The following is a 14,086-nucleotide window of genomic DNA, read 5'->3' on the forward strand; positions in this document are numbered from 1 at the left end:
TTTTTATTCAAAGTTTTCAGGGCTCAAATAACCAAGAGCACTATGCCGTCTGGTTCGATTGTAATCAACCTCAATATACTCAAATACCGCTTGTCTCATTTGATCACGCGTCATCAGTGGCATTTTGTTCTATATTGATGAATAAACCTGTGCAGGAGCAAATGGTGGTTCTTGGGGACATGACGCTCGGTGGTGTGGTCAATCCGGTAGAAGATCTGGCGGGCAGTTTACAATTGGCAATGGACAGCGGCGGGAAGCGAGTATTATTGCCCATGGCCTCCGCCTCAGATATTCCTACTGTGCCTGCAGAGATCTTCTCCAAGTTTCAAATCAGCTTTTATGCTGACCCTGTGGATGCGGTATATAAAGCGCTCGGTGTGAATTAACATAAATTTAATTATAAAACATGGCTGCTTAGATGAGTTTAGTCGTAGTCCGATCGTAGTTATCTACGATCGGACTACTCCATATCAAGAATTTCGCCCACAACAAAAGTCCCATGCTTTTATTCTGGCTTCACCTTTAATGGGATAGTTTGGGTGTGGTAAAAAATTAATTTTAACCCCAGAGTTTAAGGTTGCTTTGATTGCACTATATGTCATTTTTAAGCTTCCTCTATCGTATTCAATTTCAAGCTTTTCTAGTGATTTAATTTTACCACTTCTGAGGATTGAATCGCGGAGTTTGCTTGAAAAACAAAGGATTATCGAAGGTTCTATAATACTAATCAATTTTTCAAAGATTGGCTCACACAACTCAATGTCTTTTGAACTTATCTGGGACTCATTGTGGGGTCTAAAAAAGCAATAGTTTGATTGAGTTATCTTGGATATAAAATCATCACCGAAGTGTTTTCTACAAAATGGATATATTCTAGATAGCGAACCAATATCTTCAGTTAAGAAGTTTGCTTTTTTTATTTCTGTTTGAGGCTCGTATTCTTCGCCCTTTGAGGCTCCCCAGTTGAATCCAATAACAAGTGGGCCATTTTTTTCGAGAGTAGAGGTAACCAAAGAATAGGACCATTTATGCCCATTTTCTAAGCAATACTTACTTATGTCGGATTTGGTATATATATTATTCAGCTCATTTAATAGCTTTGATAGTTCGATATCCACTAAAATCTCCTTAGACTTTATTTGGATTAATCCAAAGGTTGGGGTACCTCTAACTCATTGGAATATAATCATAAATTTTAATATGTTTTAAATAACATATGCTTACTTAACAACTTAAGTTTTCACACATGCTTCGCTAAAAAGTGGGTTAAATCACTTCTCCCGCAATTCCCCTTTTTGGTTAGCCGATTCCACCATACGCTTGACGGGTGGGCTGTAATGACAAACTCATAATTAGGTATTACCGGCTTAATCAATTTCCCAGCCTTCCTTGATGCTACGATGATTAACTCCGGTTGTAGTGTGTTTAAAACTAGCTTTAATGTACTCTCGGCCATAACTTTATCGAGGCAGGTTACATCTATACTTCCTCCGGCCTCCTCTGCTGGGCGTTGGAAATAGTTGTAATAAGCAACTTGGTCAATGACGTCCAGGTAATTTTGGTGCTTGAATTTAGGAGATGAATTTATGGTAGTTGTAGTGGTCAACTAAATTTGGCCACAGCTTTAGAATCAGCCCAAAATCGTCGCTCTGATTCATTTGGGCTCAATCCTGCATTGTAATGATGTGGCCTGACTTCACAGTAATAACCAATGATGTAATCGGTCACATCTTGTTTAGCTTCGCTAAAACTCTTATAGCCTTGTGTCGGGATCCATTCCGTTTTTAAACTCCTGAAAAATCGCTCCATTGGCGCATTATCCCAGCAGTTACCGCGACGGCTCATGCTCTGGGTGATTTGATATTTCCACAACCGTTGACGGTATTTCAGGCTGGTATAATGGCAGCCTTGGTCTGAGTGGAATATCAGGTTTTTAGGCTTTCCTCTTGATTCAAATGCCATTTCTAACGCTTTTACCGTTAACTCAGTATCCGGTGAAAATGACATCGCCCAACCAATGGCCTTTCTCGAAAATAAATCCAGTACAACCGCTAAATAGCACCAACGATTACCCGCCCAAATATACGTCACATCGCCACACCAAACGGTGTTCGGTTCGACAACTGCAAATTGCCTTTTGAGTGCATTAGGGATAGTCACATGCTCATTTTCAGCCTTTCTATAACGGTGTTTGGGTTGTTGGCAACTCACTAATCCGAGCTTTTTCATTAACCGCGTTGCCCGATAACGACTTAATGCAAAGCCACGTTCAGAGGCGATTGTGGCGATACTTCGCGCACCCGCAGACTGTTTGCTCTCAGCATGTATCGCTTTGATTTCACATTCTAAAAGCCGCTGCTCTGGTGTTACACAAAGCTTGCGGCTCATCCAATAACGGTAACTGCTCCGGTTCACGTTGAATACGTGGCATAACACTGAAATAGGATATTTGTTGCTCTGATTGAGTTTCTCGATTATCGAGAATTGTTCAGCGAGTCCGACATCAATAGAGCAGTAGCCTTTTTTAAGATTTCTTTCTCGAGATTGATGCGCTCAATTTCACGTTTAAGTGCCCTGATTTCAATCTGCTCAGGTGTCATGGGTGAGGCTTTAGGCGCAAGCCCTTGGCGCTCGATTTGAAGCTGTGTTACCCACTTACTGACCGTCGATTTACCCACGTTCATGGCTTTCGCCGCCGCTTCTTGTGTGTAACCTTGATCAACGACTAATTGAGCGGTTTCAAGCTTAATCGCAGCGCTATATCGTGCACGTTTACTTTTATTCATGTTGTCACCTAAATGGGTTATGAGGGGATCATAACATTTCTTATTAGGTGGCCAAATTCACTATGCCACTACAAGTTAACAGATTACGATAAATAGTATGGCCTTTGGCTTTGAATGATTTTCTTTCTTCAGGTGATACATCCGTTGAGCGAGCCCTAAGAATACCAGAGGTGCTTATGTAGCTGATCCCGTTCTTCTCATTGAGGCAGTGATGTTTGATGTGTTCTTCAAGCGCCAATTCATTCCCTGCATACCATTTTTCGACATCCTTATGGTAGGTCGCCCCTTTGGGCAAATAATGACTTTCACCAATAATCAGGATTTTGTTTTCTGAGTACCGCGACCCAACCCATGGTGTTAATCGAGGATATTTTTGAAAGTGTTCATGATCATTCAATTTGTTTATTAATTCGACTCTATTATCCATAATGCTTACTCGTAGTTTTCAATAGTGGCTCGTAATCGTTTGACCACAAATTGCTTTAGTGAAGTAGGAGATAAACACACGACATCTTGACCAAATTTAAGGATCCAACCGATGAGATCGTATGTTGGATAACAAGTAAAAGTCACCTTCCACCATGTTTCATCTATCTGTTCAAGCTGTTGGTCTATGGAAAGCTTATTGTGTTTAACAACATCCAGAGCGTAATGTTTAACTTTTAGCTCTACTGTGGTTAATGTGTCCTCTAAGAACCAGCCTGTTGGATTTTTGGTGTAATACTCATCAAGAGTGAAAGATTTGGGTTTGGTAATGCCCAAATACTCCTTTTGGACTGATATTATTTTGTGGAAAAGGAATAGCTGAGGCACCTCTGGTGACTCTTCCTTAGTGGCTACAAGGTAATGGCTTTGCTCCCTAATAATTAAACCTAATGGATTAAGAGTGTAATATTTTATGTCACTCACCTCATTCGACTGATAGCCAATAGAGATGACCTTCTCATTAAGTACACTCTCATAGATGATTTTTCGGTATTGCTCGTCAATGTGCTGCTCATCGTAGATGATGGGATAATTGTCCGAGACAACCCGAACTTTTTTCATCCAGTTCACATAGAGGTGTTTTGAGGATAGCGTTACATTGGCCTGATTTAACCATGCTTCAAGTTTATCACTTTGATGTAGCGGTAATACTCTCCGTAGTAACTGCTCCGACAGTACCAGCATGAATGCTTCTGACGTGGGAAGAATATCGAGCACATTTCGCTTTTTTAAATCTCTGAACCAGCGTCGATATCCTAGGTCATCGTCCTCATATCCTAGGTTTGCCCATGCAGAAAGCATTTTAAGGTCTCTTTGAATCGTCCTCATTGACAGTTCAAATCCTTCATCTTCCAGTAAGGTATGAATTTCGGACAAGGTCATACCACGAGCAGGGAAAGTGGGAAGGTTATCCAACATAAACAAATTTCTAAAAATTGCACTTTTGCGACGGCGCTCGTTTGCGGGATCATTTTCTTGCATGTAACACCATAACCTCGAAGGGAATTTCGCTATTATTCATAACTAACGGCTATGATATATTGACCAGAGTCATATAATGTCATTCATGGTTCTAGAATTGTTTTAGCCGTTAGATGTCGTATCTCTAAGTAGTATCAATGAACCCCCAATCGGAGCCTGATATGAAATCGGTAACGTGTGTTATCAAAGAGATACTGGATATCTGTCCAACACTTGCCAGTATGAATGGATATATTTTTATTGGTACGTGTAGCCAAGAGCCTCCTTATTCAAATGCAAGTTACCAAAAGTGGCTTTTGGTTGATGGTGATGAGAATGTGCCATTTGAATCAAAAATCGCGTTGGATAGGGTCTTTGCATCCATGCTGGATGATTACGGTATTTCCAAGGGGATGCCACATGGATTTTTCAAAATCGAAAAATCCATCATTTCTTTCCAATGGTCATCAAGTGATATCGTGGAAACAATGTTGGCTAAAGTAGGTGGGGAGCGAGTTGGTCGCCATTAATGTTGATTAAGCCAGCGTTTTACTATCAGCGGTACAGCAATAATTGCATCTAAGGGGATGAACTCAAAACCATAAGGTCGTTTGTTGACATGTTTAGAGACTAGAATTTTTTCTGCTCTTCCGCGTGCATATTTTGGAAGATTACATACAGGCTTTACGGTAAGGGAAGTGCCAACAATCAAAACCTTAGATGCTGTTTTAAATAGTTTTTTTACTTCATAAAGATTAGGAACCTGCTCCCCAAATAAAACGACGTGAGGCCTTTCATTATTCTCGAGCGAATAAAGCCTATCACCGATGCTAAATGAAACATCACTCTCTAAATGCCGAGCCTCAAATAGACTTCCGTGAACGTGATAAACCTGAGTTGAGCCTGCTCGTTCGTGAAGATTATCCACATTACTGGTTACAACACTAACCCGGTATTTTTTTTCAAGTTCGGCAATGGCAATGTGTGCTGGATTAGGGTGTGCTGACAACACTTCCTGTTTGCGGAAATTATAGAAATCGATAACTTTTTCTGGGTACGCTTTTAAGGCCTGAGCAGAAGAAACCTCTTCAACCCGATACTTCAACCACAGTCCATTATCATCAGTAAATGTCGCTAGCTGATCCGCTGATATTCCTGCTCCAGTAAAAACGACAATATGGTTTGGATCAATCTCTGGTTTACTCAAAATAACTTCTCCTAAGATGTCATGATTTTTAATCGCAATGTGGAGTTATATATTGTTTTTTAATGGAACAGTTTTGTACGTACTTCTGAGCATTGAGGCACGCTTAAATACGGATCCAATGATGATTAGGGACTTCACTCTTACTGTTGGCTCCAGGATTTGAAATGCTGCACCCGCGAAATTTGGAGGCGCATTTCTCTGGTTGATGAACGTGACCTGTCAGTAACCATACAAGAGACAAGGTGCCTGATTTAATTGCCGTTGTTAGGTCCCTTGAGCCAAAATCTCTCCCCGATTGCTTCGCGACACTAAGCCCTGAAGGCGGCTCGTGGTGAAGCAGTACATTGCATCGAGAAAATGGTGTGAAGTCAGATGTACCATATGACGCGCTGCCGAATATCACCCCATTGATTGAGGCTATAGCCTGATCTGCGTAGATCCCCTCAATTTCCCTTAACCAGGTTGAATTGAGTTCATCACCTAATTGGTCATGATTGCCCGAGCATACAAAAATAGGACGATTGAACTGTTTTAACCAGCATGAGATAACGGCCACTTGCTCATCGATTGGTGTAGGGCAGTTGTATCGACTATCAATGAAGTCACCTGTTAGACAAACAACGTCAGCTTCGGATGCAATGTCGGTAACCCATAGCATTTGAACTTGGTTGAAATGCAGATCGGAAACATGGAGCAGTTTCATTGTCAGTCCTATTGAATAAAAGGCATATCGGTTGGTGTGAGTAGTGGATCATACAAACATATCGAGCCGTCAATGTGGCTATAGACTTCAGCCGTTACTAACACCGAATAACCTAACTTAATCATTTCGTTAGCCTTCTGTTGATAATGCATCCAAGCGTCGCGATCTCTCTGAAACGTCAAATAGATTTCAACATCAAAATTCTCAAAACAATTATATGCCTCTGCGATGATCCGCAATTCAAAATCTGCTGCGATCATGGGGATGCCAGCATGACTCGAGACAGTTCGACCAACGTGAGCTGGCAGGATTTGTTTGAGCCGACAAATTAGCTTCAGACTATGAAAGGCTGAAAGTTGGCCAAGCAGATGAAATGGATCGCCGGACAATAAAAGTAAAGGTGCAACCGTAGGTACAGTCATTGTGATTTCATTTCAGCTAAGCGGTTGATCTGTTCTACTGCAGCAAGCATTCTTATTCTTGCTGCAGGATTACTCGTATGTACATTAATTTTCGGAGGCTTAAAGCCTGTATCAACAATAGCTTGCTCAATCCAAAGCAGCACATCGTAGCCAGTACCTCTAGCATCATCTCCTAAATCATGATCTAGACTAATATCGGTTACCATGCCTTTGGCTAAATAGGAGATAACCTCATCTGGCCATCGAACTTGTAGCCAGCCAGTAGGAGCGACTCGTTCATCATCCAAAAATATTTTCATCTTAAGCAGTTTTCATCGTCAATTTTCATTAATGAACATAGTGTACTCACCAAAATGACAAGTAATGTCGTTTTTAGTTCTCACTGTTGTGTCGCACCGATTAGTCCGTAACAATCCTATTTTTGCCTACTAAGAAACAAGAATCGTTATTCAATTTTTTAATCGACTTTCACTTCCAAACATTTAGATAAAACAAAAATTTTATTCATTTTTCGGATAATTTCTTTGCTAGATTCAAGCTGATTTGAATTTTAAGCTGCTGTTGTGTGCCAACTAGGGTGGGGGTCAACAAAAAAATCGTCAAAAGCATCTTGTGCCAACAGGTTTGGCACGAAATGGGCACAAATGTAGAAAAACGGCAAATTTGAGGGAAATTGCGGTAAATCTTGATTAAGCAATAGAGGCAAAATTAGGTATAGCCGAAGGGAGGTGCATGTTTGAATGTTTATGGAAAAACTATGAACAGGCACGAAGATTTTTTCTTAGGCACAAACAAAAATTAAGTATCTTGATGGATGATTATATTAAATTGAGATTTTATAGAGAGTTAAAGCAAGAAATGGTACACCCGAGTGGACTCGAACCACCGACCCCTACCATGTCAAGGTAGTGCTCTAACCAACTGAGCTACGGGTGCACTGTTTACTTTTTAATAAGAAGTCAAAGTTTATACTCTTTGAAGAGAGTGGTACACCCGAGTGGACTCGAACCACCGACCCCTACCATGTCAAGACGTTATATAACGTTTAACATTAAACCGATAAATCCCATAATAATCAATTAAATTGCTAATTAACATGGCTTTAATCTCTGCCGCCACTTGCTTTTACTAACAGTTTTTAGAGATTTTACCTATATTTAATTCTTGAAATTGGCACGGAATAGGCACAAGCTATCAATGTCGAAATTGACCACTATTTCGTAATGGACGGTGAGTGATGAACATTCATGCAGAGCATTTCAAGGCAAGCTTAGATAGGTTGCTAGTTGATGTAAAACTCGAGAAAGTTGCATTTCATCAAATACAACTAGACAGAGAGCTAAAATTTTTTTGTGAGTCTTTTAATCTACTTAGTACATTGAAACCAAGCTCAGATGACGGCTTTGAGTCATCAGCCTCGATACTATTGGATTCCTATCAAGCCCCCTTATTGGTAAGCAAAACAGAGGCGGGTTACTATCGCTTGATTTCTGGCTTATTGACATTTCAAAAACTCTGTAAAATTTATACGGTAAATGACAAATCACTAGTACCTTGTCTCGTTTTACCTCGACGTCCAAATAAAGAAATTCTTCGTTTATTAATACTTAATGATCTTGTCCGGCCATTGCTCAAACAGTTTGTTGATGTCACGGGTGACACAATTACTCAAACACTTTCAACATTGTTTACATCAGTTGCTAACCCATCCGTATTCAATTCTCCGCAATGGCAATCCCTGTTTCCGATGATCAAAACCAAAACGCAGCTGTGTGAGTGGTTACACATCAGTACGAAGACCGTGAAGTTAAAATGACAAAACTCAAACAGCACCTACATGAGCACATTTGTCGTTATTGCGACCATATGATGCTAGGTATTGGCAAAGATGAAGTACTCGAAGATTTAGAAGAACTGATTGAACGAGTATTTGCCCCTGAATCACTCGGAGGTTTCAAACAACTTATTGACTTAGTCGTTCGTGTAAGGATGCATTCATTTCATTCTGCTGAATCCATAATGAAAGATTTGCACCTAGCACCTTATATTTTCGATGCCTTACACAACTACAGCTTTGAAGCCGATGATAAATCAATCAACAGTGAATACCATCGAAATAGTTATAAAAATGGTTGGTGTAGTGAATATCCGTTTTATGTTCTATTGCTCAAGTCTCATGAATACCATTTCACGATAAAATCATGTGAGTTATTGGCTGCATTTATAAAGCACTATTATTCTGTGTTAGATACCCTCAGAGATCATGACCTCGCAAGAGCGTCATCCACAAGGGAAGAGGATGCCTGCGCCAATTTCAGGCTCTTTATGAAAACGAATGTTGCTGAGTTCAATTTCGTACGTGAGTCGATACCCAAAACAGCGTTAGATTCACCAATCTCTATTGCCAACCAAATTGACCAATATCTTATCAGCAAAGAGACTTGGCCCTATTTAGTGCATAAAAACTATCTAAGAATGCTGTGTCATTTTTTTTATAATGATTGGGAACAACCTAAGCATTTTACTCGCAGAGGATCTCCTTCCGACAGAGTCCCAAAACGCTATAAAGATCCTATTGCGATTCCCATTGTAGGGGCTCACGACGACACATTTGCATTAATTCCTGGCAAACCCTCGTTGCCCAATAGTGACGGGTTAGATGATGATGACCAATATGCAGCACAGACTTTTGTCGTTAACAATCGTGAAGTCAACACACAGCGAGATAAAACCGAACTATTAGATACAGCGATCCCATTCAATAAACATGTTCAAAGTAGAACCGCAATTGATGTAACCGCGAGTGTTCGTCGGTCTCATAACATGGGCTTGCAAAATACTCAGTTACTCATGCCAAAAGAGCTAAATCTTCTCATTAATAAACTGATCAAGTTAGCCAATCAACCTGTCAACCTTGAAACCGCAATTGTGATGTGGCTGATGATGTTATTGAGTAAATCGATTGAAGATATACACAATTTGGTCGTGTTTACAGATCTCCGTGCAAAACAACAAGGACTGTACATCGATGAATTTGGACAAGGTTGGTGGTTATTCTATGTCAGCCATTCAGCCAAATCTAAGCTTGATAATGTTGGGTTAAGGCCAGTTAAAGAAGATGTATTTACAGCATGCCCTGACTTTTTACTCAAGTTGATTGTCAAAAACATGGGAGCAAGAGCCAATGGACCAATCATTAACGAAGAGAATACTCAGGTTATTATCGATAACGTTGCAAAAAAGTTGAAGAAAATATCAGATCGGCACAGCTCGGGTCGCTTAAGTGTTCGTCGCCTCGTCAACTTCACTAGTTATTATCTCAACTCCACGGATGTTATCGATCCTATTTATATCGACTACAGCTATGCAGTAAACATGTACACGACTCGCGTGGCTAGAAGTTATGCAAATCTGAGAGATCATGCCCGGAGTCAACAACTCGACAAACTATGGAAAAGTGTTGAACAAGACATTGAATTATACTCAGGTAAACCGTTGTCAATCTCACTCTTCGATTTACGTCATTTGAGCCAATGTGAACAATTTATAGGCTCGTCATTTACACCAACCAAAACGGTGGTATCGACTTTAATTAACTCTTTAACTCAACGTGTTTTGTCATCTAAACCCAGTTTTCAGCACCGATTAATTGATATCATCGAATATCATAATGCGTTTACGGCTTACACTGCCTGGATGTTGTTATTTGGAACGGGTTATCGAGCGGCTTGGAATCCGTTACCGACATTTGCCTTGTTTTTGCCATCGTTAAATTTAATGGGTATAAGTGACAAAGACGATTCAGACTTCAGCCACTCCCGGATAGTTGCAGTCCCCACTGCTTTAGCAACACAACTTAAAGAATATAAGCGTCACTTAGGATGTTTACGTTCATTATTACGGGTGTTGATGCCCAAGTTATGCAGTAGGATTGATCGCATAGTGGATGTTGATCAACACGTGCTCAGTTTTAATTACTCGCAAGCATCTCAATGGTACAAAGTCATTCGAAACTCACGTAAGGAACAAGGCCCGTTCTTCTTTTTTCATCAGCAAGGAACCAGTGTTGTTACCCAGAATCTATCTCCGTCAGCACTCGTCAATTATTGCCGAGATGCAATATTGCTTCCCTCTAATGCAGGGCGCCATTGGTTAAAATCGCACTTACTTGAGAAAAATATCACGCCTGAGCTGATCAACTTTCAAATGGGTCATTGGCAAGCTGGTGAAGTGCCGCTAGGCCATTATTCAGCATTAAGTCATGTAGAAGCCATCAACGATATCGTTCCCGTGCTTGATGAGTTATTTGAGGAGGTAGGATGGCTACCACTAAAATCCGTTATTTCATAAATCAGCTCTATAGCCAGGGAAAGTTACATCCTCTATACCGCGAAGTTTTTGATGCTTTCGTAAAACAAAACGGCCATACGATTGATGAGGAAAAGCAAAATAAGGTTAAAGATGCGTTTTTTTTATCGTATAAACAATTACTTGGGCATGTAAAAACACGATTCATACTGTCAGAAACAAAAGTGTTGCCTGAGGAGCTAACGGATTTAATTGCTCAATTAAAACCTGCGGTCCTGAATAAACAAGTTCAGTTATTGATATTGCAGTCAATACTGAATTACGCAAAAAAACATCATGGCATTGATTCTCCTAATATACCGGCTATCGTGACATTAAAGCGTGATAAGCCCATATTAACGCCGGTAGAACTTGTAAAGTTGCCAATTGTAGAGAGGATTTATGCACTTTTAGATAAAGAACTCATCACACCAAACAGAACACTGACTTCAGAACAAAAAATAGGGCGGGCTGCACTTTTAGTCTATTTGACTGTCAATGTCAGCAAAACCGAAGAACTACTCTCAATACTGGAGACCCCAAACAATGTTTTTTATGTAGGAGGCATTTGCTATTGGCAGTCTCAGCAGACTAACGCCGCGTCTACTCGATTTGTATTGAGTGATGTTGCGGTCATGGCCTTGCAACAATTGTCTAGCTTGAAGCAAGGTTCAATCAAAATAGCTGCGTGCATTATTAAGTATTTAAACATAACGTCAGAATTTGATTGGTCAGATTTATCGATCCTTAAATTACGTACTTTACGAAAAATCGACAATGTTATCCATTACGGGCCTGTACAGTATCAAATGTACTTTTTACCCAGTGTCAGTCAGGCATTACCAGAACATGCTTTTATGCGTGTTCTAACCGATAAAGCATGTCTTTATTCAGCACCCCATCTTTTAGGCACAATGCGGGAAGGGGCAAATGAACTTAAACCATGGCGGAAGGTTATCAACCAACACCACAGCTTTATCGCTATCGATGTCACCTTAAGGCAACTCGATGACATTTTTTTAAGGTTAAGCGGTCTTGATGAAAGCAACGCACCACGTGCAAATTGTATCGCTTTTATAAGTGAGGTGCTTAAGTCATCTGAAGTCACCGCTAATCCCTATTTGTGGATGTTATGTTCATGGCTACTATCATTGTTAAAAAATGGTGGCACTTATAAGCACCGATTAAAAGTATCAACTACGGTTGATTACGTGAAAAGTTTTAGCAAACCATTTCTTACAGAATTTTGTACCTCTGACATCGGTTTACTATCCGGTGAAGATTGGGCGAATAAGCTAAACGAAGCCGCTGAATTATTTACTTCAGCTCAACGAAAAAAATATGTCTATTACTTCGCGCAATTTTTAATTGAGACCAACCTAGTTCGTGACTTATGCCTATCAGATATTGATGTTGTGGGCAGCTCCAGTGAAGTCGATGCTAATTTGATATCCGCCACACATATCGATGAAGTATTGAAATATTTAACAAAGCATGTTGAAGAGGGACTTATCTATCAATATGCCTATTTTTTGTTGTGTTTTTGCTTTTTTACTGGTTTGCGCAGAAATGAAACTGCAAAGTTAACCTGGGCAGACCTATCTTTTGCATTATCAGCACCAGATGATGAGCAATTTGATTATGTACAGCTTTCAGTCCGACCAAATAAACATCGGACTTTGAAAACAACTTCGGCTCGTCGTGAATTACCGTTAGACGCACTTTGGCCAAAATCTGCTCTTCAAAAATTACGCCTATGGCATCAAATTCATCAAAATTCGACAGCAAGTAAAAAGGCTCTTTTGTTTGAAAACGCAAAATTGGTCAATCAAGCTTATGATCTAATAACCGATTTAATTCGGCATTATACTCAAGATTATGGTTTGCGCGTTCATCATCTTCGTCATAGTTTTGCCAATTGGACTTGGTGTCGCTTAAATCCAAAAATCATCAATCAGGGAAAAACGCAGCTAACGATGTTCGACCATGAGCTATTCAATCATGACTATCTTGAGCGGCTACAAACTAGATTGCGGCATCATATGAATACCCGCAAAAAGATGTTCATGTTAGCGCACCTCTTGGGACATAAAGATGTTCAATCTACCCTAAACAGCTATCTACACCTTAAAGACATCTTGTATTACCTTGAGTTAACGCCACGTTTTGCGTTAACTAAGTATTTTACATCTGAATGTGTCGGACGCGTATCCTTACTAGAACCAGAGCAGGGACTCAGTTTGGCTGAAAGGGTTATTTATTACACTCGCGATATTGAAGCCAAACTCGCAATTAAACCTGCGTCATTGGCCTCATCACTATCTAGACCAACATTATCGACGTTTGTTTTGGATATAAAACCCAATATAGAGATCAGCAGTCTCACCTGGGCTAAAGCACTCAATGCGCTGAAAGTTTGTTCAGTTATTGAATCGTCTCAACATTTTAATGTGCCTATGGAGCAATTACAGCAACTGCTTCATAATGCAGAACAAGTGCATCAGCTCTATCCGCGAGTCGGCAAGCCTTTACCACTAATTCCAGCATTTCCAAGGTTAAATCATAGCCACAATGAGGCTGAGCCTGATGAGCATCTAGCCAAATCAAGCAAAGTGTTTATTTATCTCTGTAACAAATTCGATAAAAATGTTGGGATTGAGCCGTTAACGTTAGCGAACGTTAGATTGAGCATGGAGATATTAAATTACGCCGTTCCAGGAAAAGATTATGCCTTGAGGTGCCCAAACTCAAAAGTGTCAAGAATGTTTATTCGCTTTTGTCAGCTGTTAGGGCTAAAAGATAGACATTTAAAGTTCAGGTTTCATCGTGCAGATTTGACGATTGAAGAATCACAGCGTGTTGAAAACCGCTGGAAAAAAACCGTCTTGGGCTGTGGGTTTAACGACGGTAATTTTGTGGTTGCAAGTGAGAGTGAAGGGCGCTTTTTAGGAAAACATGATGGCAACGGGTTTCTAGAAATCGCCCTGGTTAATAACGGATATAAGCGGGTACAACGACATCAAAGCCTGTTTAGCTTTTTGCATTTCTTGCTCATTTTGAGTTACCAAGAAGAATAAGAACTTTATAGTGTCCCCCTGCGTCAGTCACGATGACTGGGGTAACATGATCTAAAATTTTGGCTTAATCAGTCAAAAGCCGTGGTGTGCCGCTTTAG

At 40.2% G+C, this 14,086-nt stretch carries 13 protein-coding genes, 1 tRNA gene and 1 pseudogene; 5 read left to right on the forward strand and 10 right to left on the reverse strand.

Annotated features, from left to right (window positions below):
* Window positions 1-3: 3 nt before the first annotated feature.
* A pseudogene (locus FJD32_RS11085) lies at window positions 4-120 on the reverse strand (IS3 family transposase); the annotation flags it as partial.
* Window positions 121-137: 17 nt separating this feature from the next.
* Here FJD32_RS11085 and FJD32_RS11090 point away from each other — a divergent pair.
* Window positions 138-386 (forward strand): S16 family serine protease, encoded by a 249-nt coding sequence (locus FJD32_RS11090; RefSeq protein ID WP_240200005.1) that lies wholly within the window; start codon window positions 138-140, stop codon window positions 384-386.
* A gap of 84 nt (window positions 387-470) precedes the next feature.
* Here FJD32_RS11090 and FJD32_RS11095 read toward each other — a convergent pair whose 3' ends face one another.
* The 4 genes from FJD32_RS11095 to FJD32_RS11110 all read right to left on the reverse strand — a co-directional run bounded on the left by FJD32_RS11095 (window position 471) and on the right by FJD32_RS11110 (window position 4,253).
* Window positions 471-1,118, reverse strand: a complete 648-nt coding sequence (locus tag FJD32_RS11095) for a hypothetical protein (RefSeq protein WP_140907638.1) — start codon at window positions 1,116-1,118, stop codon at window positions 471-473.
* A gap of 484 nt (window positions 1,119-1,602) precedes the next feature.
* Window positions 1,603-2,786, reverse strand: a protein-coding gene (locus FJD32_RS11100) for an IS3 family transposase (RefSeq protein ID WP_113594453.1) whose coding sequence is annotated in 2 segments (ribosomal slippage) — window positions 1,603-2,531 and window positions 2,531-2,786 — 1,185 coding nt in all. Because the reading frame shifts where the segments join, the coding sequence is not laid out codon by codon here.
* 43 nt (window positions 2,787-2,829) lie between these two features.
* Window positions 2,830-3,213: a hypothetical protein gene (locus tag FJD32_RS11105; RefSeq protein WP_140907636.1), complete on the reverse strand. Its 384-nt coding sequence runs from the start codon at window positions 3,211-3,213 to the stop codon at window positions 2,830-2,832.
* A 5-nt stretch (window positions 3,214-3,218) separates the two neighbouring features.
* On the reverse strand, window positions 3,219-4,253 hold the full coding sequence (locus FJD32_RS11110; protein WP_140907635.1) for a WYL domain-containing protein: 1,035 nt from the start codon (window positions 4,251-4,253) through the stop codon (window positions 3,219-3,221).
* Between the two features lie 161 nt (window positions 4,254-4,414).
* Between FJD32_RS11110 and FJD32_RS11115 the strand changes: the two genes are divergently transcribed.
* Window positions 4,415-4,762, forward strand: a complete 348-nt coding sequence (locus tag FJD32_RS11115) for a hypothetical protein (protein WP_140907634.1) — start codon at window positions 4,415-4,417, stop codon at window positions 4,760-4,762.
* On the opposite strand, the gene FJD32_RS11120 is transcribed toward FJD32_RS11115, so the two are convergent.
* From FJD32_RS11120 to FJD32_RS11140, 5 genes are all read right to left on the reverse strand, one after another.
* Complete coding sequence (locus tag FJD32_RS11120; protein ID WP_037428263.1) at window positions 4,759-5,439, reverse strand: Sir2 family NAD-dependent protein deacetylase; 681 nt, start codon at window positions 5,437-5,439, stop codon at window positions 4,759-4,761. The two genes, FJD32_RS11115 and FJD32_RS11120, sit on opposite strands and share 4 nt — an antisense overlap.
* Before the next feature lie 103 nt (window positions 5,440-5,542).
* The gene (locus tag FJD32_RS11125; RefSeq protein ID WP_069455299.1) at window positions 5,543-6,142 is read right to left on the reverse strand and encodes a metallophosphoesterase; all 600 of its coding nucleotides are present in this window, start codon (window positions 6,140-6,142) and stop codon (window positions 5,543-5,545) included.
* A gap of 8 nt (window positions 6,143-6,150) precedes the next feature.
* The gene (locus FJD32_RS11130; protein WP_069455298.1) at window positions 6,151-6,564 is read right to left on the reverse strand and encodes a hypothetical protein; all 414 of its coding nucleotides are present in this window, start codon (window positions 6,562-6,564) and stop codon (window positions 6,151-6,153) included.
* On the reverse strand, window positions 6,561-6,863 hold the full coding sequence (locus FJD32_RS11135) for a cyclic-phosphate processing receiver domain-containing protein (protein WP_069454913.1): 303 nt from the start codon (window positions 6,861-6,863) through the stop codon (window positions 6,561-6,563). Before FJD32_RS11135 ends, FJD32_RS11130 begins: the two co-directional genes overlap by 4 nt.
* A 560-nt stretch (window positions 6,864-7,423) precedes the next feature.
* Window positions 7,424-7,500: transfer RNA gene (locus FJD32_RS11140), tRNA-Val, on the reverse strand.
* Between the two features lie 301 nt (window positions 7,501-7,801).
* Between FJD32_RS11140 and FJD32_RS11145 the strand changes: the two genes are divergently transcribed.
* From FJD32_RS11145 to FJD32_RS11155, 3 genes are read left to right on the forward strand one after another with little or no spacing between them, the layout of a single operon-like run.
* A complete protein-coding gene (locus FJD32_RS11145) occupies window positions 7,802-8,380 on the forward strand; it encodes a hypothetical protein (RefSeq protein ID WP_140907632.1) in 579 nt (192 codons plus the stop codon).
* Window positions 8,377-10,914: a hypothetical protein gene (locus FJD32_RS11150; RefSeq protein ID WP_140907631.1), complete on the forward strand. Its 2,538-nt coding sequence runs from the start codon at window positions 8,377-8,379 to the stop codon at window positions 10,912-10,914. The genes FJD32_RS11145 and FJD32_RS11150 overlap by 4 nt, the downstream gene beginning before the upstream one ends.
* Entirely contained in the window at window positions 10,884-13,988 is a 3,105-nt protein-coding gene (locus tag FJD32_RS11155; protein ID WP_140907630.1) for a tyrosine-type recombinase/integrase, read from the forward strand. The genes FJD32_RS11150 and FJD32_RS11155 overlap by 31 nt, the downstream gene beginning before the upstream one ends.
* The last annotated feature ends 98 nt before the right edge of the window (window positions 13,989-14,086 follow it).

Source organism: Shewanella sp. LC6 (genome assembly GCF_006385735.2).
In the GTDB taxonomy this organism is placed as follows: Bacteria; Pseudomonadota; Gammaproteobacteria; order Enterobacterales; family Shewanellaceae; genus Shewanella; species Shewanella xiamenensis.

What these genes read in the sequence shown, in the direction of transcription:
- FJD32_RS11105 (WP_140907636.1), bottom strand. Translation starts at nt 3,213, where the DNA reads ATGGATAATAGAGTCGAATTAATAAACAAATTGAATGATCATGAACAC.
- FJD32_RS11155 (WP_140907630.1), top strand. Translation starts at nt 10,884, where the DNA reads ATGGCTACCACTAAAATCCGTTATTTCATAAATCAGCTCTATAGCCAG.
- FJD32_RS11135 (WP_069454913.1), bottom strand. Translation starts at nt 6,863, where the DNA reads ATGAAAATATTTTTGGATGATGAACGAGTCGCTCCTACTGGCTGGCTA.
- FJD32_RS11115 (WP_140907634.1), top strand. Translation starts at nt 4,415, where the DNA reads ATGAAATCGGTAACGTGTGTTATCAAAGAGATACTGGATATCTGTCCA.
- FJD32_RS11090 (WP_240200005.1), top strand. Translation starts at nt 138, where the DNA reads ATGAATAAACCTGTGCAGGAGCAAATGGTGGTTCTTGGGGACATGACG.
- FJD32_RS11125 (WP_069455299.1), bottom strand. Translation starts at nt 6,142, where the DNA reads ATGAAACTGCTCCATGTTTCCGATCTGCATTTCAACCAAGTTCAAATG.
- FJD32_RS11110 (WP_140907635.1), bottom strand. Translation starts at nt 4,253, where the DNA reads ATGCAAGAAAATGATCCCGCAAACGAGCGCCGTCGCAAAAGTGCAATT.
- FJD32_RS11145 (WP_140907632.1), top strand. Translation starts at nt 7,802, where the DNA reads ATGAACATTCATGCAGAGCATTTCAAGGCAAGCTTAGATAGGTTGCTA.
- FJD32_RS11150 (WP_140907631.1), top strand. Translation starts at nt 8,377, where the DNA reads ATGACAAAACTCAAACAGCACCTACATGAGCACATTTGTCGTTATTGC.
- FJD32_RS11130 (WP_069455298.1), bottom strand. Translation starts at nt 6,564, where the DNA reads ATGACTGTACCTACGGTTGCACCTTTACTTTTATTGTCCGGCGATCCA.